Source organism: uncultured Megamonas sp., assembly GCF_958438645.1.
GTDB lineage: Bacteria > Bacillota > Negativicutes > Selenomonadales > Selenomonadaceae > Megamonas.
Window position 1 is genome coordinate 1 of sequence record NZ_CAUBSM010000010.1, and the last position, 22,431, is coordinate 22,431.

22 protein-coding genes and 1 other RNA gene are annotated in these 22,431 nt (G+C 30.5%); 22 read left to right on the forward strand and 1 reads right to left on the reverse strand.

Features of this window, described 5'->3' with window-relative positions; translation table 11 throughout:
- The first annotated feature begins 415 nt into the window (after positions 1 to 415).
- From Q5I67_RS07730 to Q5I67_RS07785, 12 genes are all read left to right on the forward strand, one after another.
- Entirely contained in the window at positions 416 to 1,309 is an 894-nt protein-coding gene (locus tag Q5I67_RS07730) for a phosphate ABC transporter substrate-binding protein (RefSeq protein ID WP_302486934.1), read from the forward strand.
- 93 nt (positions 1,310 to 1,402) lie between these two features.
- Positions 1,403 to 2,308, forward strand: coding sequence for a phosphate ABC transporter permease subunit PstC (gene pstC, locus Q5I67_RS07735; protein ID WP_302486935.1), 906 nt, complete (start codon positions 1,403 to 1,405; stop codon positions 2,306 to 2,308).
- On the forward strand, positions 2,305 to 3,180 hold the full coding sequence (gene pstA, locus Q5I67_RS07740; protein WP_302486936.1) for a phosphate ABC transporter permease PstA: 876 nt from the start codon (positions 2,305 to 2,307) through the stop codon (positions 3,178 to 3,180). Before pstC ends, pstA begins: the two co-directional genes overlap by 4 nt.
- A gap of 2 nt (positions 3,181 to 3,182) precedes the next feature.
- On the forward strand, positions 3,183 to 3,947 hold the full coding sequence (gene pstB, locus Q5I67_RS07745; RefSeq protein WP_296898623.1) for a phosphate ABC transporter ATP-binding protein PstB: 765 nt from the start codon (positions 3,183 to 3,185) through the stop codon (positions 3,945 to 3,947).
- Between the two features lie 33 nt (positions 3,948 to 3,980).
- Positions 3,981 to 4,628: a phosphate signaling complex protein PhoU gene (phoU, locus tag Q5I67_RS07750; protein ID WP_302486937.1), complete on the forward strand. Its 648-nt coding sequence runs from the start codon at positions 3,981 to 3,983 to the stop codon at positions 4,626 to 4,628.
- A 127-nt stretch (positions 4,629 to 4,755) separates the two neighbouring features.
- A complete protein-coding gene (locus Q5I67_RS07755; protein ID WP_302486938.1) occupies positions 4,756 to 5,793 on the forward strand; it encodes a protein tyrosine phosphatase in 1,038 nt (345 codons plus the stop codon).
- Positions 5,794 to 6,042: 249 nt separating this feature from the next.
- Complete coding sequence (locus Q5I67_RS07760; RefSeq protein ID WP_296898616.1) at positions 6,043 to 6,708, forward strand: hemolysin III family protein; 666 nt, start codon at positions 6,043 to 6,045, stop codon at positions 6,706 to 6,708.
- Between the two features lie 165 nt (positions 6,709 to 6,873).
- On the forward strand, positions 6,874 to 7,374 hold the full coding sequence (locus Q5I67_RS07765) for a hypothetical protein (RefSeq protein WP_296898614.1): 501 nt from the start codon (positions 6,874 to 6,876) through the stop codon (positions 7,372 to 7,374).
- Positions 7,375 to 7,413: 39 nt separating this feature from the next.
- Entirely contained in the window at positions 7,414 to 8,076 is a 663-nt protein-coding gene (gene sdaAB / locus Q5I67_RS07770; protein ID WP_296898612.1) for an L-serine ammonia-lyase, iron-sulfur-dependent subunit beta, read from the forward strand.
- Between the two features lie 17 nt (positions 8,077 to 8,093).
- Entirely contained in the window at positions 8,094 to 8,963 is an 870-nt protein-coding gene (sdaAA, locus tag Q5I67_RS07775) for an L-serine ammonia-lyase, iron-sulfur-dependent, subunit alpha (RefSeq protein ID WP_302486939.1), read from the forward strand.
- A 30-nt stretch (positions 8,964 to 8,993) separates the two neighbouring features.
- Positions 8,994 to 10,040 (forward strand): glycosyl hydrolase family 18 protein, encoded by a 1,047-nt coding sequence (locus tag Q5I67_RS07780; RefSeq protein ID WP_302486940.1) that lies wholly within the window; start codon positions 8,994 to 8,996, stop codon positions 10,038 to 10,040.
- A gap of 90 nt (positions 10,041 to 10,130) precedes the next feature.
- The gene (locus Q5I67_RS07785) at positions 10,131 to 11,006 is read left to right on the forward strand and encodes a DMT family transporter (RefSeq protein ID WP_296898607.1); all 876 of its coding nucleotides are present in this window, start codon (positions 10,131 to 10,133) and stop codon (positions 11,004 to 11,006) included.
- Positions 11,007 to 11,146: 140 nt separating this feature from the next.
- Here the strand turns inward: Q5I67_RS07785 and ssrA are convergent.
- Positions 11,147 to 11,497, reverse strand: a transfer-messenger RNA (tmRNA) gene (gene ssrA, locus Q5I67_RS07790).
- A gap of 357 nt (positions 11,498 to 11,854) precedes the next feature.
- Here ssrA and Q5I67_RS07795 point away from each other — a divergent pair.
- The 10 genes from Q5I67_RS07795 (at position 11,855) to Q5I67_RS07840 (ending at position 22,220) form a co-directional block, all read left to right on the forward strand.
- Positions 11,855 to 12,535: an N-acetylmannosamine-6-phosphate 2-epimerase gene (locus tag Q5I67_RS07795; protein ID WP_302486941.1), complete on the forward strand. Its 681-nt coding sequence runs from the start codon at positions 11,855 to 11,857 to the stop codon at positions 12,533 to 12,535.
- Positions 12,536 to 12,571: 36 nt separating this feature from the next.
- Positions 12,572 to 13,453 carry an N-acetylneuraminate lyase gene (locus Q5I67_RS07800; protein WP_296899828.1) on the forward strand — a complete coding sequence of 294 codons (882 nt, stop codon included), beginning with the start codon at positions 12,572 to 12,574 and terminating at the stop codon, positions 13,451 to 13,453.
- A gap of 120 nt (positions 13,454 to 13,573) precedes the next feature.
- The gene (locus tag Q5I67_RS07805) at positions 13,574 to 15,079 is read left to right on the forward strand and encodes a sodium:solute symporter (protein ID WP_302486942.1); all 1,506 of its coding nucleotides are present in this window, start codon (positions 13,574 to 13,576) and stop codon (positions 15,077 to 15,079) included.
- 113 nt (positions 15,080 to 15,192) lie between these two features.
- The gene (locus Q5I67_RS07810) at positions 15,193 to 15,642 is read left to right on the forward strand and encodes a YhcH/YjgK/YiaL family protein (protein WP_302486943.1); all 450 of its coding nucleotides are present in this window, start codon (positions 15,193 to 15,195) and stop codon (positions 15,640 to 15,642) included.
- A gap of 29 nt (positions 15,643 to 15,671) precedes the next feature.
- On the forward strand, positions 15,672 to 16,811 hold the full coding sequence (locus Q5I67_RS07815; protein ID WP_302486944.1) for a cyclically-permuted mutarotase family protein: 1,140 nt from the start codon (positions 15,672 to 15,674) through the stop codon (positions 16,809 to 16,811).
- A gap of 36 nt (positions 16,812 to 16,847) precedes the next feature.
- Complete coding sequence (locus tag Q5I67_RS07820) at positions 16,848 to 17,744, forward strand: ROK family protein (protein ID WP_302486945.1); 897 nt, start codon at positions 16,848 to 16,850, stop codon at positions 17,742 to 17,744.
- A gap of 15 nt (positions 17,745 to 17,759) precedes the next feature.
- Positions 17,760 to 18,617 carry a MurR/RpiR family transcriptional regulator gene (locus tag Q5I67_RS07825; protein WP_302486946.1) on the forward strand — a complete coding sequence of 286 codons (858 nt, stop codon included), beginning with the start codon at positions 17,760 to 17,762 and terminating at the stop codon, positions 18,615 to 18,617.
- Between the two features lie 38 nt (positions 18,618 to 18,655).
- Positions 18,656 to 19,411, forward strand: a complete 756-nt coding sequence (gene nagB, locus Q5I67_RS07830) for a glucosamine-6-phosphate deaminase (RefSeq protein WP_296897032.1) — start codon at positions 18,656 to 18,658, stop codon at positions 19,409 to 19,411.
- 417 nt (positions 19,412 to 19,828) lie between these two features.
- Complete coding sequence (locus tag Q5I67_RS07835) at positions 19,829 to 20,704, forward strand: PRD domain-containing protein (protein ID WP_302486947.1); 876 nt, start codon at positions 19,829 to 19,831, stop codon at positions 20,702 to 20,704.
- Positions 20,705 to 20,708: 4 nt separating this feature from the next.
- The gene (locus Q5I67_RS07840; protein WP_302486948.1) at positions 20,709 to 22,220 is read left to right on the forward strand and encodes a PTS transporter subunit EIIC; all 1,512 of its coding nucleotides are present in this window, start codon (positions 20,709 to 20,711) and stop codon (positions 22,218 to 22,220) included.
- Positions 22,221 to 22,431: the final 211 nt, after the last annotated feature.

Genomic DNA, 22,431 nt, shown 5'->3' on the forward strand with positions numbered 1-22,431 from the left:
AAGTTATTAGTTTCTCGATTACTCATAGTTTGCACATCATGGATATGATAGCAATTCGGACAAATACCATGTTCATCTAATTCATGATTACATTTTGTGCAACGCATAATTTTTCTCCTTATATTGTTAAAACTTAAATACATTCATATTTTAAGTATATTAGTCAAAAAGTCAATTGTCAAGAATTATATCTAAAAACGTGAGTATTTTAATTATTTTTATATTGGAACTAATAATATTTGATTTAGTACTTAAAAAATATTTTACAATTCCTTTACAAAATGGGGATATTATAGCGTATTTTTGCTATATTTATTTTAAATTTTACAAAAAAGTCATTATAACTTTACATTGGATATGTATACTAAGTACAACAAATTAATTGTAAGGTATTTTTTAGGAGGATTAAGGTATTATGAATTGGAAAAAATTAGCATCTCTTGGCGTTGTTGCGATGATGTCCCTTAGTATTTTAGGTTGTGGCAGTGATACAGCTTCTAATGATAAAGCTGCAACATCTGGTAGTTCTAGCAGTGTATCTGGCAGTATCACAGGATCAGGTTCTTCTGCATTATTACCATTAGCTAAAGACGCTGCTGATAAATTTAAAGAATTACATCCAGAAGTTTCTATTACATTAAATGGTGGCGGATCTGGTACAGGTCTTAAACAAGTTGCTGATGGCTCAGTAGATATCGGTAATTCTGATGTAGCCGCTGATACAAAACTTGATAAAGCAGTAGCTGATGGTTTAGTTGACCATAAAGTTTGCGTTGTAACAATGGCTCCAGTAGTAAACAAAGATATTGCTGAAACTGTAAAATCTTTAACAAAACAACAATTAACAGATATCTTCACTGCTAAAATTACAAACTGGAAAGAAGTTGGCGGTCCTGATGAAGAAATCGTATTGATCACTCGTCCTTCTACATCTGGTACTCGTGCATTATTCAAAGAATTTGCTTTAGGTGGAGCAGAAGAAGCTTCTAACAAATCTTTAGAAACAGATGACTCTGGTACTTTACTTCAGAGCATTAAAGATAATAAAGGTGCAATTGGTTATGTAGCATTATCTTATCTTGTAAATAATCAAGATGTTGCAACTGTTGCTGTTGATGGTGTAGCTCCTACTTTAGAAAACACATACAATGGTACTTATCCTGTATGGGGTTATGAACATATGTATACTAAAGGCGAACCAAATGCTACTGTAAAAGCATATTTAGATTTTATTATGTCTGATGAATATGGTAAATCCATGGAAGCTCAAGGTTACGGTGTAACTAGCAAAATGCAAGTTCAGAGATAAGAAAAAAGAAAATTGGGCGAATGAATTTTCGCCCATTTTTTTTATAAACATAAATCCTAAATAAGTACTGATTTTTATTAAAGGAGTGTCAAAATGGAATCAACACATACAGCTGTATTTCGTCAAAACAATATTTGGCGTGGCATTATTACAGCTTGCGGTTTATTAATGATTATTATAACCTTAGCCATTGGTGCTTTTTTATGTTACAAAGGCGTAGGTACATTCACTACATATGGTCATAGCGTTGGTGAATTTTTATTTTCTTCACAATGGGCACCAGCTGATAATGCTCAAGGTGGCGGTAAAGTCGGTGCAGCAATATTTATTTTTGGTTCAATTATCACTTGTGCTTTAGCACTTGTAATTGCTACACCATTTAGTATTGCAAGTGCCGTATTTATGACAGAAATTTCCCCAGGTATTGGTAGAAAAATTCTTCAACCAGCTGTAGAAATATTTGTAGGTATTCCTTCTGTTGTATATGGGTGGATTGGTCTTACTATTTTAGTACCATTCATTAAAGATTTATTTGATTTAAAATTTGGTTTTTCTGTATTAGCAGCTGGTATTGTTTTAGCAGTAATGATTTATCCAACGATTACTAGTTTATCCGCTGATGCAATTAGAAGTATTCCTAAATCTTTCCGTCAAGCTTCTTATGGATTGGGAGCAACTCGTTGGCAGACAATCAGTCAAGTTGTAATACCTGCTTCTAAATCCGGTTTGATGACAGCTATTGTTTTAGGTCTTGCTCGTGCATTTGGTGAAGCTTTAGCTGTAGCAATGGTTATCGGTAAGATGAAAGCTTTTCCAGAAAGTCTTTTGTCTCCAACTACAAACTTAACAGCAGCGATTGCTTCTGATATGGGTGGTGCGATGGAAGGCAGTGAATATAATATTGCTTTATGGTCTATGGCATTATTGTTATTCATTATTTCCTTAGTATTTATCTTTGTTATACATTATATTTCAGCTAAAGGAGGCCATAAGGCATGAATGTAATTCAAAGAGCCAAATTCATGGATAAATTGATGACTGGCTTCTTTTATGTTGTCGCAGGTTTTTTCCTCTTATTATTACTAGCTTTTACTTTATATGTAATTATTAAAGGTTTTGCTAATTTTACACCGAATATGTTTTCTTTTTCAAGAAATGGCATTGGCAATTTGTTCTTTAATACAATTTATCTAGTATTTTTATCTTTAGTAGTTAGTGTACCTCTTGGAATTGCAGCTGGCATTTATATGGCAGAATATGCAAAACCTGGCAAAATCACAAAATTTTTAAGAATTTGTATTGAGACATTGTCTTCTTTACCTTCAATTGTTGTTGGTTTGTTCGGTTATTTAGTATTTATTGTAATGACAGGTTCTCAATGGAATTTATTTGCGGGTGCGTTGGCTGTATCTATTTTGAGTTTACCTTTGATTACAACAGTAACAGAAGATGCTTTTCGCTCCTTACCTCCTGGATATAAAAAAGGTAGTATGGGTATGGGGGCTACACTTTGGCAGACTATTCGTTATGTAATGCTTCCTGCTTGTATGCCTCGCATAATGACTGGTGTTATCTTGGCTGCTGGTCGTGGTTTTGGTGAAGCAGCTGCACTTTTATATACTGCTGGTATGAGTACAGATATTGTTTGGTCGAATTGGAATCTTTTATCTCCAACTTGTCCGCTCAATCCATTTAGACCAGGGGAAACTTTAGCACTTAATATTTGGGCTTCAAGAACAGAAGCTTTAGCTCCTAATGCGGCAGATATTGCCAATTTATCTTCAGCAATTTTGATGATAATGGTATTTACATTTAGTATAGGTGCTCGTCTTTTAAGTAGTTATCTTGATAAGAAAAATGGAGGAAAATAAACGTGGCTAATAATGCTGATATAAAATTTAATGTTGATAATCTAGAATTATTTTATGGTAATTTTAAAGCCTTAAAAGGCATAAATATGGAAATCAAGAAAAATGAAATTACTGCACTTATCGGGCCTTCTGGTTGTGGTAAATCTACTTTTTTAAAGACTTTAAATCGTATGAATGATTTAGAAGATGGTGTAAAAGTAACAGGTAAGATCTGTTTAGATGGTGTGGATATCTATAGTGAAATGGATTCGATTACACTTCGCCATCGTGTAGGTATGGTATTCCAGCAACCAAATCCATTTCCAAAAAGTATTTATGATAATGTAGCTTATGGACCAAGAATTCATGGTATTCGCAAAAAAAGTCAATTAGATGAAATTGTGGAAAGAAGTCTTCGCCAAGCTGCTATATGGGATGAATTAAAAGATCGTTTGAATAAATCTGCACTTGGTTTATCTGGTGGTCAGCAACAGCGTTTATGTATTGCCAGAACATTGGCTGTTCAACCTGATGTTATCTTAATGGATGAACCTACTTCTGCTCTTGACCCTATTTCTACAATGAAAATTGAAGATTTGGCACTTGAATTGAAAAAAGATTATACGATAATAATCGTTACTCACAATATGCAACAGGCAAGTCGTATATCTGATAAAACAGCATTTTTCTTATTAGGTGAGTTAATCGAATACGGAGAAACTACAGAATTATTCGCTAATCCTAAAAATCCAAAAACAGAAGAATATATCACTGGTAGATTTGGTTGATTTAGTAGTATTTTCTATTTGAAGGAGATAAAAATGGCTAATAGAATAAATTATGTAAATGAATTAGAATGTTTGATTAGAGATGTAGAGTTGGTAGGGGCACAACTTCAAGAAACTTTAGATGAAGTTATTGGCAATTTAGCTGAAAAAAATGAAGTTTTAGCCAAAAAAATCATAAAAAATGATATATGGTTTAATAAAGCAGAACATGATATCAATGAAAAATGTTTGCGTTTAGTATTGACTCAAGCACCAGTAGCTACAGATTGGCGTGAAATAGCCTCTATCATGAAAATGATTGGTGATATTGAACGCATGGCTGACCATTGTGGAGATATTTCTAAATACACTATGAGTTTAGCAAAAGAAAATCCTGTTAATTTACCGGATTATTTTGGTGAAATGGTAAATGTAATGCGTGAAATGGTTTTTGATAGTGTAAAATGTTTTAGAGATTCTGATGTTGATTTAGCAAGAAAAATTATTGAAACAGATAGTACAGTAGATAATTATTTTAAAAACTTCAGTGAAGATATTGCTAATTTAATAAAAGAAAATCCGCAAAACGTAAAACCATATCTTGATTATTTAATGATCGGTAAATATGTAGAACGTATAGCAGACCATTCTACAAATGTAGCAGAATGGATTATTTATATCGTTAAAAATGAATTAAAATAAATTAAAATGAATATAGATAAACTCATAGTAAATACTTGATATAATTTTTAGAAAAAAGCTATTTACTATGAGTTTTTTTATTGTCTTTATAAATATATAGGAATAAACTTAAGTTGAGGTGATAAATATGAAATTAAAATATTTAAGTTTAATTTTAAGTTCAATGTGTGTTATTCAATTTACAGCAACAGAGCAAGTAGTAAATGCTCAAGAACAAGTAGCTGATACAAAAGTGGTAGCTACTGGGCAGACGAATATAGGCGATATTCAAAATGTTAATGAATATAAAGGTTATATTTGGCGTATTGATGCAAAAGATGATGATAAATTGCCAAGGAGTTTCCGCACTTCCGAAGATGGTTTTAAAAAGGCAAGTGATAAGTATGGAATTGACATTAATTATGTGCCAACAAGAGAGGGCTTAGACAAATTGCATGCTTCAGGAAGTGCACAATTCTCCATAAATCAATTTGCGACATTGGTAAAAAATTTGCGTCAAAAGACAGATAAAGATATTTATATTGTAGATTTAAGACAAGAAAATCATGGATTTTTTAATGAAGATGCTGTCAGTTGGTATGGTAAAAGAGATTGGGCAAATATAGATAAATCAAGAAAAGAAATTATTCGTTTAGAACCTAAATTATTAAAAGCTAATTTAGATAAACATACAGAAAGAGCTACTTTAGATGATAATAAAAATGCTGATGAAGTGGATACTTCTTTAATAAAATCAGTAGGAACTGAAAAAAAATTAGTGGAAAAGAATAATTTACATTATGTACGTATAACAGCAACAGATCATGTTTGGCCTAGTCCAGAAAATATAGATGAATTTATTAAACTTTATAAATCTTTACCTGAAGATGCATGGTTACATTTCCATTGTGAAGCTGGCAAGGGCAGAACAACAACTTTTTTAGCTATGTATGATATGATGAAGAATCCACAAGTACCATTGAAAGATATATTATATCGTCAATTGTTATTAGGTGGAAATTATGTAGCATATACAGAAGATATTTCTACAAGCAGTAATTGGAAAGCTCCTTATTATAATCAAAAAGCTAAAATGATAAAAGTATTTTATCAATATGTACAAGAAAATCATCAAAATGGGTTTAAAGTTTTATGGTCAGATTGGTTAAAAAATCATAGCTTATAAATAGGATAAAGTGTATTTTAAATATGTATTTAGAAAAACTTTCGATCAAGAAAAATAGATAATAAATTTTTATAAGGTCAATGATTTTAACAGGAGTATTGATATTGATTGACTTAATCAGCATTTTTTTATTTTAAAATTAAAACCTATTAATTTAATATGTAAATACTATCTATTAATAATTTTTTATTGTGATATAATTGTTGATGTTAAAAAGATTTAAAGCTTGTGAGAAAGAAGGCGACAAAAATGAGCACGGAATATGTATATAAGTCTACGAAAAAAATAGAAGAAATTTTAAATGCCGTTACACATGGTGTAGGAACGCTACTAGCTGTTATGGGTTTAATTGCCATGCTTTATTATGGCTATGATAAGGGAATCTTACATTTAACAAGTATAATAGTATATGGTGTTTCTATGATATTATTATATTTAGCTTCAACTTTATATCATAGTTTTAGTTTTTGTAGTCAAAAAGTACAATCAATATTTAAATGTATAGACCATTCAGCAATATATTTATTGATTGCGGGTAACTATACGCCATTTGCCTTGATAGCTCTATATGGTACTTTGGGCTGGGCTGTATTTGGCGTAGCTTGGGGATTGGCTTTGGCTGGAATAGTTTTTCAGATTTTCTTTTACAATCGTTTTCGTGTGGTTGGTACTATCTGTTATTTAGTCATGGGCTGGCTTGCTGTTACAATTGTAAATCCATTACTTGATACTTTATCTGTAGAAGCTATTTGGTGGCTTGTAGCTGGCGGTGTTTTATATAGCATTGGAGCAATTTTTTATTTAGTGCGTAAAATACCATATAATCATGTTATCTGGCATATATTTGTAATTTTGGGTAGTGCAGCTCATTTTATTACTATTTATTATTATGTATTGCCACTTAGTATAAATTAAATATTTTTTAGAAAATTTAAAGCTCAATTATCTAAAATAATTATAGATAGTTGAGCTTTTTCTTGTTTTCTGTTTTAATTAAAGATGAGAAATAATGAAGTTTAGTTGAATTTAATTATATATAAATAATTTAATCTAAAAATTTTTATAAAGGGAGTGTTTTTGATGAACGAAGATTTAGATTTAATGAAGGTAATAAAATCAGAAGAGGAAATAGAACAAGAAGTTGAGTCTTTGTGCCGTTGGGCTGCTGCTAGAGCTGGTGTAATTGTAGTAGCACCTATACTTGGACAGATTGCACTGGCTGCTAATGAAATTTATCTGATAAAACGCATAGCTGGTGTATATGATAAAAAATTTGATGAGACAGCTAGTTGTGCTTTTGTTGGAGCATTAGGTGGTACATTTGTAGGTCAAAGTTTAGCAACTTTGATACCATTTCCACCATTGCAAATTCCTATTGGTATGGGAGTAACTTATGCTGTAGGAAAAGCTGCTAATGCATGGATAAAGGATGATATGCCAGACATTAATGAATATGCGGATAAATATAAAGAAATTTTTAATAAAGCAAAAGAAGATGTAAAAAATATCATACCTAGTTTAAAAAATAACCCAGATAAAGATAAACCACTAGGTGATGAAGATAAAAAATTTAAATTTTAAATTAAAGGCTAAATATTACAGGATATTGGAGGAAATATAATGCGAAGTGCATTTGACATCATTGGACCAATAATGATAGGTCCATCAAGTTCTCATACAGCAGGAGCAGTGCGACTAGGATTGATGGCAAGAGCTATTTTAGGTGAAGAAGTAAAAGCTATAAATATAAAATTATATGGTTCATTTGCACAGACTTATAAAGGACATGGTACAGATAGAGCGTTGATTGCTGGAATTATGGGTTTTAAACCAGATGATGAAAGAATTCGTAATTCTTTAGAGATAGCAAAAGAAAAAAATATAGAATTTGCTTTTGGTACAGTAGAGTTAGAAGATGCTCATCCAAATACTGCTATTATAGAATTAACAGGTGTATCAAATCGAAAAGTACAAGTAACAGGTGCTTCTATTGGTGGTGGAAATATCATTATTTCAGCTATAGATAATTATGAAGTGCAATTGAGTGGAAAGTATCCATCGGTAATTATTGTGCATCAAGATATGCCAGGTGTGGTAAATGGTGTTACAGCGGCTTTAGCTCGATATAATATAAATATTGCTTATATGAAAGTATCGAGAAGTGAAAGAGGTGCAGAAGCTTTGATGAATATTGAAGTGGATGATACAATTTCTGATGAAGCAGTAAAAGCTTGTAGTAAAGTTATTGGTGTAAAAAAAGTATTGAGAATTGATGCAATTTAATTTAATGAGGTGATTTAGTGATAAATTTTTCTTGTATACAAGATTTGATAGATATGGCAAATGCTCAAGAGCGAACAATAGATGATATCATTGTAGAATATGAAGCTACGCACAGTTTTAAATCTGTGATTTATATTAAAGAAAATATGCAAAATATTTGGCAGGTCATGAAAGAGTCAGCGGAAAATGGCATAAATAATACGCAAAAATCTGTCAGTGGCATGGTAGGTGGAGATGCTCAAAAATTATTTACTTTTAAAAATAGTTTTGCTGGAGATTTTGTCAAAGAAGCAGCTTCTTATGCTGTGGCGGTAGCCGAGACCAATGCTTCTATGGGGAAAATAGCTGCTTGTCCGACGGCAGGTTCTTGTGGAATCGTTCCAGGGGCGTTGATTGCAGCTCAAAATCATTATGGTTATGATGATGAACAAATTTGCAATGCACTGTTTACGGCAACTGGTATTGGTATGGTCATTGAAAATAATGCAATGATTGCAGGGGCTCAAGGTGGGTGCCAAGCAGAATGTGGTTCAGCAGCAGGAATGGCAGCTGGAGCATTAGTTTACCTTGCAGGTGGTTCGCCAGAGCAAATCGGCAATGGTGTAGCTTTAGCGATTAAAAATTTATTAGGATTAGCTTGTGATCCAGTAGCAGGACTTGTAGAAGTTCCTTGTGTAAAACGCAATGGATTTGCAACGACAGTAGCGATTTTAGCTGCAGATATGTCACTTGCTGGAATAAAATCAGTAATACCAGTAGATGAAGTAATTGATGCTATGTATCGAATTGGCAAATCTATGCCAGAGAGTATACGTGAAACAGCTACTGGCGGTTTAGCTACAACACCTACAGGTTTATCATTAAAGGAAAAAATTTATAGCAAATAATGAATTAATACAAGGAGAAGGGAAAATCAGTTGCATTCATATAAAAAAATTATCTATATTACATTAGGTATATATATGATGATGATATCTATGTGTTTTGCTTCACAAATAGATAATTTATCTAAAGAGTCATCAGAAAAAATAAATCTAGTATGGCAACCAGTAATTGATGAAGATAATGACTTATCAAAAATAGATAAAATACAAGGTGTAAATGTAGTATCACCTTCTTGGTTCGTCATTGATAGTGATCAGGGACATATTCAAAATAAGACGAATATAAATTATTTAAGGGATATAAAAACAAAAGGTTATAAAATATGGCCGTTAATTCATAATAATTTTGATGCTGAAATGACTCATAAATGGCTAAATGATGAGAAAGCAAAAGATTATATTATTCGTCAATTGATATTTTATGCACATCGCTATGATATAGAAGGTTATAATTTTGATTTAGAAAATATCTATGATGAAGATAAAGATAAATTGACACAGTTCATGCAAGAGGTGACAGAGGCTTTACATCAAGATAATATTGTAGTTTCTATGGACATAACAGTCAGCTCAGAGATGCAAAATTGGTCTAAATGTTATGATAGAAAAGCCTTAGGAGAATGTGTAGATTATCTAATTTTAATGGCATATGATGAACATGGAAGATTATCAGAAACATCTGGTTCAGTAGCTTCATTAAATTGGGTAGAAAATGGAATTGCGGATTTAGTAGAGCAAGTTCCTTCCGAGAAAATTATTTTAGGTATTCCTTTATATATGCGTTTATGGGAAGAAGATTATCAAGGCAATGTATCGGCTAGAACATTGACTATGGAAGAAGCCAATAAATTGATGAAAGAAAAAGATAAGTATCCTATTTGGCTCAAAAATGAAGGTCAAATATATTTTGCTTATCATGAAAATGGCAAAATATATCGCGTATGGAAAGAAGATGTAAATTCTTTGCGATTAAAAATCGATTTGGTTAAAAAATATAAACTCGCAGGAGTAGCATCATGGCGAAAAGGTTTTGAGACAAAGGACATTTGGCCGATGATAAATAAACGTCTGCAAAAATAATAAAACTATTTGTTTATGAATTATGCATAAACAAATAGCTACATAATTATCGATATTTAGAATGAAAATATAAAATATAAAGGAGTAAAAATGTCAAATAAAGTATTAGGAGGAATTTTTCTAACTATAGCAGCTAGTATTTGGGGCGGTATGTTTGTAGCTGTAAAATTAGTAGTGGATATAATACCGCCAATTCCTTTAGTATGGTTTCGTTATTTAGTTGCCTTTGTTGTTTTATTGATTGTTGTAGTGTATGAAGGCATTAATCTAAAAATAGATAAAAAAGATATATTATTGTTGATCAGTATAGGTGTGATAGGACATACGATTTCTATTGTTACTCAAGAATATGGCACGATGTATTCTTCAGCACAGATGGGTTCGGTTGTTACTTCAGCAACTCCAGCATTTATGTTGATTTTTGCTATGTGGTTATTAAAAGAAAAGATTACTTTACGCAAAATTTTATCTATTATCTTAGCAACTGTCGGTGTTATCATGATTGCAGGTATTGATAACATGGATTTTGATAGACAATTAGGTGTAATGTTTTCGACTATAGCAGCTTTAACATGGGCATTGATGTCTGTAATGTTAAAATTAATACCTAGTAAATATCCGCCATTGTTGATAAATTTTTATGCAGTAATAACAGGAATTGTATGTTTAGCACCGCTTAATATACCTACATTAGATTTACTGCCATGGGACCAGATATTAAATCCAGTAGCAATCGGTTCTGTAGTTTATTTAGGAGCGATATCTACAGCAGGTGCATTTTTACTTTGGAATAAAGGCTTATTGCTTATGGAGGCAGGGGCTAGTGGTTTATTTTTCTTTTTTCAGCCAATAGTAGGGACTTTTTTAGGTTGGTTAGTTTTAGATGAACAAATTACTTTGAATTTTTGGATAGGAAGTATTTTGATTTTTATAGGTGTATTTTTAGTTACAGTTAGAAATGAGTAAAATATTATTGATTTTAAATAAAATACGAAGACCGCAAATAATTTAAAAAATTTGCGGTCTTTATTATTTGATGGATATAAAAAATAAACCAGTATTAAAAATAATACTGGTTTATATGTAAAGTTTATTGATTTTTATTTTGGTGGAGATGAGGAGAATCGAACTCCTGTCCGAAAGTATTGTTTCACAGCTTTCTCCGAGTGCAGTCTATATTTTAATTTTATAAAACTATCGCCTATAGACAGGCTATAGTTTTACTATCTCGATGAATTTCCCTAAAAATCTCCGAGAATTGATTTTTAAGTATCCCACTGTTGGCCTCTTTTCTATTCACGTGGGAAAAGAATAGAAAGAGGTTAGCATTAAGCTGCTAAAGCGTAATCTTTGTTAGCTTTTATATTTAAATAAAAGTTTCACCTTACTAACGGGTTGATGACCTCCCGACTCGCTTACCATGCACCAACTACCCCCGTCGAAACCATTACATCCCCGAGAGTTAATATATTATATCATGAATAAAGTTTAAAAGCAATAAAATAAGTATAAATTAAAATAAAAATGAAATTTTATATCAAAAAATTGAATATATTTATTTTAATAAAAATTTGTTTTTCGTCTAAGTGAAGAATAAATTGATTTAAAATACAGTGATTAAATAATGCTTTTAACAGTTATTGATTTGATAAAATTTTAAATGATTGTAAATAAAATTGCTATTTATAAAAAAATATATGAAATAATTTGAAATAATATTGCATTTTTTGAAATATAGTATTATAATTAATTCGTAAGGAAAAAGACATTAAATGTAAGTGAATAAATTTGGATAAAGAGAGGAGTTATCAATTTTGTTAGAACAATTTAAAGGAAAATTAATAATTTCTTGTCAAGCTCTTCCTGACGAACCATTACATAGTCCATTTATTATGGGTCGTATGGCTTTAGCTGCAAAACAAGCTGGTGCTGTGGGTATTCGAGCACAAGGTGTAGAAGATATAAAAGAAATAAAAAAAGTGACAGGATTACCTGTTATTGGTTTGATTAAACGCAATTACGACGATTCAGAAATTTATATTACAGCTACAAAAAAAGAAGTAGAAGAATTATTAGAAAGTGGCTGTGAAATAATAGCTTTAGATGCAACATTACGCAAACGTCCAAATGATGAAAAATTAGAGGATTTAGTTAAATTGATAAAAGATAATGGTAAAATCGCTTTAGCTGATATCTCTAATGATGAAGAAGGTATTTTTGCTCAAAAGATTGGTTTTGACTGTGTATCTACAACATTATCTGGTTACACAGATTATACACCAAAATTGAAAGGCCCTGATTTTGGTCTAGTAGCAAGAATGGTAGATAGACTTGATATTCCAGTTTTTGCTGAAGGTAGAATAAATACACCTGAAGATTTAAAAATAGCATATGAATGTGGTGCTTTTGGTGCTATCGTAGGTTCAGCAATTACAAGACCGCAATTAATTGCTAAAAATTTTGTCAATGCATTAAATGATATCAATATAAAATAATTTTTATAAATAAGATAAATAATTGGAGGAAATAAAATGTCAACTAGAGATTTAAAAGGATTATATTCTGCTTTATTAGTAGCTTTTGACGAAAATGGTAATATTAACGAAAAAGGTTTACGTCAGATAATCCGCCATAATATCGATGTATGTAAAATGGACGGTTTATATGTTGGTGGTAGTACAGGCGAAAACTTCATGCTTTCCACAGAAGAAAAGAAACGTATTTTTGAAATCGCTAAAGATGAAGCTAAAGATGATATTACTTTAATTGCTCAGGTTGGTTCTATCAATCTTAAAGAATCTGTAGAACTTGCTAAATTTGTTACAGACTTAGGATATGATGCTATCAGTGCAGTAACTCCATTCTATTATAAATTTAGCTTTGACGAAATTAAATATTATTATGAAACAATCATCAAAGATGTAGATAACAGAATGATTATTTATTCTATTCCTTTCTTAACTGGTGTAGATATGAGTCTTGCTCAATTTGGCGAATTATTTGCTAATCCAAAAATCGTTGGTGTTAAATTCACAGCAGCAGATTTCTATTTATTAGAAAGAATGAGAAAAACATATCCAGATGTTTTAATCTTTGCTGGTTTTGATGAAATGCTTTTACCTGCTACTGTATTAGGCGTAGATGGTGCTATCGGTTCTACTTATAACGTAAATGGTGTACGTGCTCGTCAAATTTTTGAATTGGCAAAACAAGAAAAAATCTCTGAAGCTCTTGAAATTCAACATGTTACAAATGATTTAATCACAGACATTTTAGATAATGGTTTATATGGCACTATAAAATTATTACTTGAAGAAGCTGGCGTTGAAGCTGGTTGCTGCCGTGAACCAATGAAAAAATATTCTCCAGAAATGAGAGCTAGAGCTAAAGAAATTTATAAAAAATATTTTTGATATTAATTAAAAAGTAAAAAGTAAAAGGTGCATTAATTATTATCTTAATGCACCTTTTTATAAAAAATTAAATATAAAGAATTTTATAAAAATAAGTGAAGTTTTAGGAGGGGACAAAAGATGCAGGGATTTACATGGATAGATACCACTGTATTGGTAGTATATTTACTGGGTGTTTTATTTGCTGGATTATGGTTTTCTAATAAAGAACATCAAGGAAAAGAGTTTTTCAAAGGTGACGGAACAATTCCTTGGTGGGTAACATGTGTATCTATCTTTGCTACTTTATTGAGTCCTATTTCATTTTTATCATTACCAGGTAACTCTTATGGTGGTTCTTGGATTTTATGGTGGGCTCAAATTGGTATGTTGATTGCCATTCCATTAACTATTAAATATTTCTTGCCAATATATAGTACTCTTCAAATTGATACAGCTTATCATTACTTAGAAAAAAGATTTGGTAGCAAAGGCTTACGTATCTTAGGTGCGTTGATGTTTATTGTTTTCCAAACTGGTCGTATGTCTATCATCATGTACTTACCTTGCATTGCTTTAGCTGAACTTACTGGTATAAATGTAAATATTTTAATCGTTGTAATGGGTATTATCGCAATTATCTATTCTTATAGCGGTGGTTTGAAAGCCGTTTTATGGACAGACTTTATTCAAGGTGTAGTTTTAATCGTAGGTATTGCCTTGACTTTAGTAGTTATGATCGCAAGTATCAATGGTGGTTTTGGTACAGTAATGGATACTTTGACTACAGGTCATAAATTCTTATTAGAAAATGAAGTTTGGTTTAGCCCTGATATTTTATCCACAAGTGTATTTGTAATCTTAGTTGGTGGCGGTTTAACAACATTTTCTTCTTATGTATCCAGCCAGGATATTGTACAGCGTTTCACAACTACAACAGATATCAAACAATTAAATAAAATGACTTTAGGTAATGGGGTATTATCCATTTTTGCCGCAACAGTATTTTATTTAGTTGGTACAAGTTTATATGTATTTTATAATCAAAATCCAGAGCTTTTAATGACTACTCGTCAAGATTTAGTATTTGCAACTTATATCACTTATGAATTACCAGCAGGTATCACAGGTATTTTACTTGCAGCTATTTTTGCAGCATCTCAGTCCACTTTATCTACAGGTATTAACTCCGTAGCTACAAGCTGGGTATTAGATATTCAATCTGTAATCAATCCTACAATGTCTAGTGAACGTCAAACAAAAATAGCACAATATATCTCTTTAGGTATTGGTATTTTAGCTATTATCGTAGCTATATTCTTAGCTAGTGGCGATATTAAATCTGCATATGAATGGTTCAATAGCTTTATTGGTTTAGCACTTGGTGCTTTAGTAGGTATGTTCGTACTTGGTGCATTTAGCAAACATGCAAATGCTAAAGGTGCTGTTGCAGCATTCATCGTATCTAGTATCATTGTAATTTATCTTAAATATTTCGTACCATCTGTTTCTTACTGGACATATACAATTATTACAATTATTAGCTCCTTAGTAGTTGGTAATATTGTAAGTTATTTAACAGATAAAAGTTTTGTGGCTCCAAAAGGAACTACTGTATATACAAGTAAAGCTCCATCTAGTAAATAATTTAAGTAATTAATGTAAATAAATGTTGAAATTGTATTTTAGATAATGCAATTTCAACATTTAATATTTAGTCAAAATTTAGGAATTTAAATCCTATGTCAGGAGGTATTTTTATGATTTTTGGTAATATTAATCAAGAAAAAACATATGAATTTTTACCTGAAAATGTAAAAGCTTGTTTTAAATATGTAAAAGAACATGATTTATTAAATTATGAAAAAGGTACACATAAAATAGATGGTGATAATCTTTATGTGAATGTTGCAGAATATACAACAGTAAAACGTGAAGATCGTTTTTGGGAAGCACATAAAGCATATTTAGATATTCATATTTTAGTCAAAGGTGAAGAAACAATAGATATAAACTTCATTGAAAATATGAAACTCGGTGAATATAAAGAAGTGGACGATTTTCTACCTATGGAAGGTGATATGCAAGCTAGTGTAACTTTAAAACCAGGCGATTTCTTGATTTGTTATCCAGAAGATGCACATCGTACAGGGGTTATAGCAAGTAAAGTAAGTGATTTGAAAAAAGGTATTTTTAAAGTAAAAATTTAATTTTTATTAAATATATGAGGTGGATTAATATGAAAAAATTATTAGCTAGCTTGATTGTTTCTGCTACAGTAGCAGCTACATTACCATTAACTTCAGCACTAGCAGCTCCAGAAACAGTTGGACAGCCACAGATTTTATGGCAATCCGTAGGAACTTTATCACCAGCTCAAGGACAGACAGAAAATATCGGTGTAGCTGGTATGCTATCTGGAAATTATAACGGCTATATTATTGCAGGTGGCGGAGCTAATTTCCCTAATGGTGGCCCTGCTGTGGGTGGTCCGAAAAAAACATATTCTGATGTATATGTTTTTAAAGCTAGCAAAGAAGGTTTAACAGAAGTTGACCATCAACAAATGCCTTTTGAAATTGCTTATGGTATGTCTGTAACTACTAAAGATGGTGTTTACTATATCGGTGGTAGCACAGATGCAGTAGGTGCAAAAACTATAACTCGATTGACTACTGATGCAAAAGGTAAATTAAAAATTGAAAAAGTTGGAGAATTGCCTTTTAAAATACAAAATGGTGTAGCTGGTTATGCAAATGGAGCACTCTATATTGGTCTTGGCAATCAAGATGGTAAAGCAAGTGCAGACTTTTATAAGTTTGATTTAAAATCAAAAGAATTAACAAAATTAGCAAACTTCACTGGTGCTTTGCGTGAACAATCTGTATATCAAATATTGAATAATAAATTATATGTATTTGGTGGCGGTACAAATACTGCTTTAACAGATGGATATGTATATGATATTCAAAAAGATACATGGGATAAAGCAGCTAATGTAGAAGTAGATAATAAGGCAATTTCTGTATATGGTGGAAATTCTATAAAATTAAATGAAGATGAAATGCTTGTAATTGGTGGCTTCAATAAAGAAGTTTATGATTGGGCTGTAAGTAACTTAGGAAGCTTAAAAGACCAAGAATTAGCTGATTTCAAAGCTAAATATTTTGGTGCAGATGTAGCTGACTTCAAATGGAATAATCAAATTTTAGTATATAATGCTAAAACAAATACTTGGCGTTCTATAGGTCAGATTCCATTTAATGCACCATGTGGTGAAGGTCTTGTTTATGCAGGCGATAATATCATATCCATTAATGGTGAAGTAAAACCAGGTGTTCGCAGCAATAGAATTTATCAAGGTTTTATTGTAAAATAAGATTAAGATAAATTTATTGCAAAGAAGGGCGAGATTATGGATAAACAAAAGTATATTTGCATAGACATCGGTGGTACAGCTATAAAATATGGTTTGGTAGATGAAAAGGGGGTTTTTATAGAAAAAAGCTCCATGCCGACAGAAGCTAAATTATATGGTGGTCCGGGTATTGTAGAGAAAGTAAAAACAATTATTAGTGGCTATATTACTAACTATCAAGTTGCTGGAGTTGCCATATCTACAGCTGGCATGGTAGATCCAAAAGAAGGATATATTTTTTATGCTTTGCCAGATGCAATACCTGATTATACAGGAGTACAGTTAAAGAAAATTGTTGAAACTGAGTTTAATTTAAATTGTGCGGTAGAAAATGATGTTAATTGTGCGGCGTTAGGCGAAATGTGGTTAGGTGCAGGCAAGGGTTGTTCTTCATTATTTTGTATAACTGTAGGAACAAGTGCTGGTGGCTGTGCTGTATATAATCATCAAGTAATTCATGGTGCTTGCAATAGTGCTGGAGAAATTGCTTATATGAGAATTCCAAAAGGAACAATGCATGAAGTCGTTTCAACCACTCGTTTAGTAAAAGATGTAGCTAAAGCAAAACAGATGAACGAAACTGATTTAAATGGAAAAATTATTTTTGAATGGGCTAAAAACGGTGATGTAGATGCTAAAGAGGCTATTAATACATTAATGGAAAATTTAGCAGACGGTATTACAAATATAACATCAGTATTAAATCCTGAAATGGTTATTTTGGGTGGAGGCATAATGGCTCAAAGAGAATATTTAAGACCATTAATAGATAAAGCTTTAAAACAAAGATTAGTAGAAGACGTATATAATCATACAAAAGTGGATTTTGCAAAATTGGAAAATGATGCTGGTATGTTAGGTGCATTATATAATTTATTGCATCAAACAAATTGATTTGGGGAGAAGATTATGAAAATATTACATCAATTAGATAGACCAAAATTTAAAGCATCAAAATCTGATAAAATTTTAATAAAATATATAAAAGAAAATGCAGAAAAATTTTGCACTACACCAATCGCTTTATTAGCTACAAAATGTAAAGTTAGTGAAGCTACTATTACACGTTTTGTAAGAAAAATGGGCTTTAGTAGTCTTCAATTATTTAAACTTACATTGACAGAAGAGATGGTCAAAAATGAAAAAAGGACTATAATCAGTAGAGATATTACTAGTAATGAAAGTATTCTTATAACAGCAAATAAATTATTAGCTAATAATATTGCAACTTTGGAACAAACGGTAAGTGATCTAGATGAAGAAACTTTATTGAAAACCGTAAATATGTTAAAGGAATCTGAGCGTATATTTTTTATAGGTTTAGGAAATTCTGGATTTGTAGCAGATGATTCAGCTTATAAATTTATGCGAATTGGTTTTAATACAAGAGGTATAGATAATAGCCATCTTATAATGCTTCATATGGCACTTTTACATGAAAGTGATGTCGTTGTTGTCATTTCTCATTCAGGAGAGTCATTTGAAATCATAAAAGCAGTTGAATTAGCTAAGAAAAATGGTACAAAATTAATAGTAATAACATCAAATAGAGATACTATTTTGAAAGAATATGCTGATGCTTGTATTTTTTATGAAACAAGAGAATCTACATTGGAAACTGGCTCAATTACCACAAAATTAACGCAAATTTTTATTGTTGATTTATTATATACTCAGGTTGTTAAAGATACTATGGATTTAGCTTCTGCATTTAAACAAAGAACAACAGAAGCAATTAATATTTTACGATTAGATAATAAAAAATAAAAATTTAAAATTAAAGGAAAATAAGGAAGGTATATATAATGCGTATAATAGTTACAGATTCCTATGAAGTAATGAGCAAAGTAGCAGCAAGAATTGTGGCAGGTCAATTGTATTTAAAACCAAATAGTGTTCTTGGGCTTGCAACAGGTTCTACTCCAGAAGGTATGTATGCTAATTTAGTAAAAGTACATCAAAATATAGGTTTAGATTTTTCAGAGGTAATCAGTTTTAATTTAGATGAATATATAGGTTTAGATAAAGATAATGAACAAAGTTATTATTACTTTATGCATAAACATTTATTTGACCATGTAAATATTAAACCTGAAAATATTCATATACCAAATGGAAATCCTAAGAATTTAGAAGAAGAATGTAAAAAATATGATGAATTGATTGAAGCAAAAGGTGGAATTGACCTTCAAGTTTTGGGAATTGGACAAAATGCACATATTGGTTTCAATGAACCAGATATTAAATTTGAAGCAACTACACATAAAGTTAAATTAGATGAAGAAACAATTGAAGCAAATTCGAGATTTTTTAAAGATAAAGAAGATGTACCTAAATATGCTATAAGTATGGGTATTAAAACTATTATGCTCGCTAAGAAAATCATCTTACTTGCTAGTGGTAAAAATAAAGCGGAAGCAATTTATAAAGCAATATATGGCAGTGTAAGACCAGATGCTCCAGCTTCTATTTTGCAATTGCATCAAGATGTAGTAGTAATTGTAGATAAAGAGGCAGCATCTTTATTACCAGATAAAGATAAAAAAGTCATTGTAAAATAATATAAGTAAAATGAATAGAAATTGCACTTTGAATTTATTGTATAATTTTTTCAAAGTGCTTTTTTTATAAAATTTTATTTATGAATGTAAGGATGAATAAAAATAAAAATGAAAATGTAATAAAATGCAATAATATTTCATATATATCAAAATTATAGTTATGATTTTGATATGTTTAATAATTATTGAGAGAAATTTTTTAAGAATAAAATAAAAATATTAAATTTTATTGCACAAAATTTAAGGGTATGATAAAATAAAAGTAGACAGATTACTAATTAGATTAGGTCTTAGTCCAATGTTAAGTATTGCCATATTAACATTGGACTTTTTTGTTTATATCCTTTAGTTAATTGAACACAAAAAGTATTTTCTATGAATATATTTATGTTATATGAAAGGGAAAGGTGAGTGTGTATGAATGGTAAACAATGTGAAATTATAAATGTTTTAAATCACAACACCTTGATTTGCAAAAATGATGATGGAGAAACCTATGTATTTTTTGGTAAAGGTATAGGTTTCAAAAAAAAGAAAGGCGAAAAATTTATAAATGATGATAATGTACAAGACTATATGTTGGTCTTAGAAGCTAAAGAAGCTTTGAAGTATAAAGAATTGTTAAATCAAGTGACAAATAAAAGATTGATAGATGTTGTACAAAATATTGTTTATGAAGCTAATAAAGAATTTGATAATAAAATAAATGCAAAATTAAATTTAACATTGCTAGATCATTTAAATTTTGCCATGGAACGACAAAAAAATAATATTATTATCAATTATCCGTTTTTAAGTGAATTATCATATATTTATCCTAAAGAATATGAATTCTCAAAAAGAGCATTTAATTATATAAACAGAGAATTAAAAGATTCTATTCAATTTGATAAAGCAGAATTGGGTTTTTTAGTATTACATATTCATGCTGCTATTAAAAATATGAAAGTGTCAAATTTATTATTAAATAATACTATCGTTTACGATTGTACGAAATTAATAGAAAAAGAGACAAAGACTAAAATAGATTATAGGTCTATCTATTATACGAGTTTTATCAAGCATTTAGAATATGCTATTCAACGATATAAAGATGGAATACGAATAAATAATGTTTTATGGGAAAGTATTAAAGATAAATGCGATATAGAATATATCGTGGCAGAAAAAATAAATAATATATTAAAGGAAAAATATAATATAAATTTAGATGAAAATGAAATCGGTTATATAGCTTTGCACATTTATAAATTAAGAAATAGAAAAATAAATATAAATTTAGGAAAAGGGTGATTAGATGTTTAAGTATTTACAAAAAGTGGGAAAATCTTTTATGGTACCGATAGCAATATTACCAGCAGCTGGTTTATTGTTAGGTATAGGGGGTGCTTTTTCTAGTAAGGCTACAATAGCAGCATATCCTATATTAGATGTACCTATGTTACAAGCTGTTTTCAGTATTATGTCAGCAGCGGGAAATGTTATTTTTAGCAATTTAGCTCTGTTATTATGTGTAGGTTTATGTGTAGGTTTAGCTAAAAGAGATAAAGGGGTAGCAGCTTTAGCAGGCGTTGTTGGTTTCTTAGTTATGAACGGAACAATAGATGCTATGCTGAAGATTTTTAATCCTGATGGCAATCCTATTGATACTGGTGTAATCGGTGCTTTGGTAATTGGTATGATAGCAACAACATTGCATAATAAATATCAAAATATACAGTTGCCACAGGTATTAGGATTTTTCTCAGGTTCAAGATTTGTGCCAATTATTACATCATTATCAGCTATTTTTATCGGTGTAATTTTTTATATAATATGGCCTACTTTGCAGAATTTATTGATTTATATAGGTAATGTATTGATCAGTGCAGGGCCAATCGGAACATTTTTCTATGGATTTTTGATGAGACTATGTGGTGCGATTGGCTTGCATCATATGATTTATCCGATGTTTTGGTATACAGAATTAGGTGGAACTGAAATCGTAAATGGCGTACAAGTAGTTGGTGCACAAAAAATATTTTTTGCTCAATTAGCTGATCCAAATCATGTCGGTTTATTTACAGAAGGTACACGTTTCTTTGCAGGAAGATTTGCAACTATGATGTTTGGCTTACCTGCTGCTTGTTTGGCAATGTATCATTGTGTTACTAGTAAAAATAAAAAAATGTATGCAGGTATGTTCTTTGGTGTAGCTATGACTTCCTTTATAACAGGTATCACTGAACCAATAGAATTTATGTTTTTATTTATTGCTCCTGCATTATATGTAGTGCATGCTTTTTTAGATGGGATATCTTTCTGTATAGCCGATATTTTAAATATTTCCATTGGCAATACTTTTTCAGGTGGCTTAATAGATTTTGTTTTATTTGGTGTTTTACAGGGCAATGATAAAACAAATTGGATTTTAGAAATACCAGTAGGTATAATTTGGTTTATTTTGTATTATTGTGTATTCCGTTTTGCAATAACTAAATTCAATATTATGACTCCAGGTAGAGGAGATAATGATGTTGAAGAAGAGGCAAAAGATGATAAGGAAGATAATTCTAACAGTAAAATACATGAAACAGCATTGATTATTTTAAAAGCATTAGGTGGAAAAGAAAATTTAGAAGATGTTGATGCTTGTATCACTAGACTCCGTGTCAGTGTAAAAGATAGCAGTAAAGTGGATAAAGAAACATTGAAAAAAGTAGGAGCTACTGCTGTGTTAGATGTAAAAGGCGGAATTCAAGCTATATACGGAGCAAAAGCAATTTTATATAAAAATGAGATAAATGCGATTTTAGGTATAAAAGATTAATAAATTAATTTTATGATTTGAAAGTGAATAATAAAAATGATGTATATAATAATTAAAAAATATACATCATTTTTTTTAACACAATTATAAATAAAATATATGAAAGATATTTTTATTATAGATATTTACTATTTTATAAAAAAGTGTATAATAATAGTTGAATAAGTTAACTTATAAATTTTTAGTTGATTACCATAGACAATTAAATATA

Coding starts and splice junctions, on each gene's coding strand:
- Q5I67_RS07820 (WP_302486945.1), top strand. CDS start 16,848: ATGGATAAACAAAAGTATATTTGCATAGACATCGGTGGTACAGCTATA.
- Q5I67_RS07765 (WP_296898614.1), top strand. CDS start 6,874: ATGAACGAAGATTTAGATTTAATGAAGGTAATAAAATCAGAAGAGGAA.
- Q5I67_RS07825 (WP_302486946.1), top strand. CDS start 17,760: ATGAAAATATTACATCAATTAGATAGACCAAAATTTAAAGCATCAAAA.
- Q5I67_RS07810 (WP_302486943.1), top strand. CDS start 15,193: ATGATTTTTGGTAATATTAATCAAGAAAAAACATATGAATTTTTACCT.
- Q5I67_RS07805 (WP_302486942.1), top strand. CDS start 13,574: ATGCAGGGATTTACATGGATAGATACCACTGTATTGGTAGTATATTTA.
- Q5I67_RS07835 (WP_302486947.1), top strand. CDS start 19,829: ATGAATGGTAAACAATGTGAAATTATAAATGTTTTAAATCACAACACC.
- Q5I67_RS07815 (WP_302486944.1), top strand. CDS start 15,672: ATGAAAAAATTATTAGCTAGCTTGATTGTTTCTGCTACAGTAGCAGCT.
- sdaAB (WP_296898612.1), top strand. CDS start 7,414: ATGCGAAGTGCATTTGACATCATTGGACCAATAATGATAGGTCCATCA.
- Q5I67_RS07840 (WP_302486948.1), top strand. CDS start 20,709: ATGTTTAAGTATTTACAAAAAGTGGGAAAATCTTTTATGGTACCGATA.
- Q5I67_RS07755 (WP_302486938.1), top strand. CDS start 4,756: ATGAAATTAAAATATTTAAGTTTAATTTTAAGTTCAATGTGTGTTATT.
- Q5I67_RS07760 (WP_296898616.1), top strand. CDS start 6,043: ATGAGCACGGAATATGTATATAAGTCTACGAAAAAAATAGAAGAAATT.
- pstC (WP_302486935.1), top strand. CDS start 1,403: ATGGAATCAACACATACAGCTGTATTTCGTCAAAACAATATTTGGCGT.
- Q5I67_RS07730 (WP_302486934.1), top strand. CDS start 416: ATGAATTGGAAAAAATTAGCATCTCTTGGCGTTGTTGCGATGATGTCC.
- pstA (WP_302486936.1), top strand. CDS start 2,305: ATGAATGTAATTCAAAGAGCCAAATTCATGGATAAATTGATGACTGGC.
- Q5I67_RS07785 (WP_296898607.1), top strand. CDS start 10,131: ATGTCAAATAAAGTATTAGGAGGAATTTTTCTAACTATAGCAGCTAGT.
- Q5I67_RS07800 (WP_296899828.1), top strand. CDS start 12,572: ATGTCAACTAGAGATTTAAAAGGATTATATTCTGCTTTATTAGTAGCT.
- phoU (WP_302486937.1), top strand. CDS start 3,981: ATGGCTAATAGAATAAATTATGTAAATGAATTAGAATGTTTGATTAGA.
- nagB (WP_296897032.1), top strand. CDS start 18,656: ATGCGTATAATAGTTACAGATTCCTATGAAGTAATGAGCAAAGTAGCA.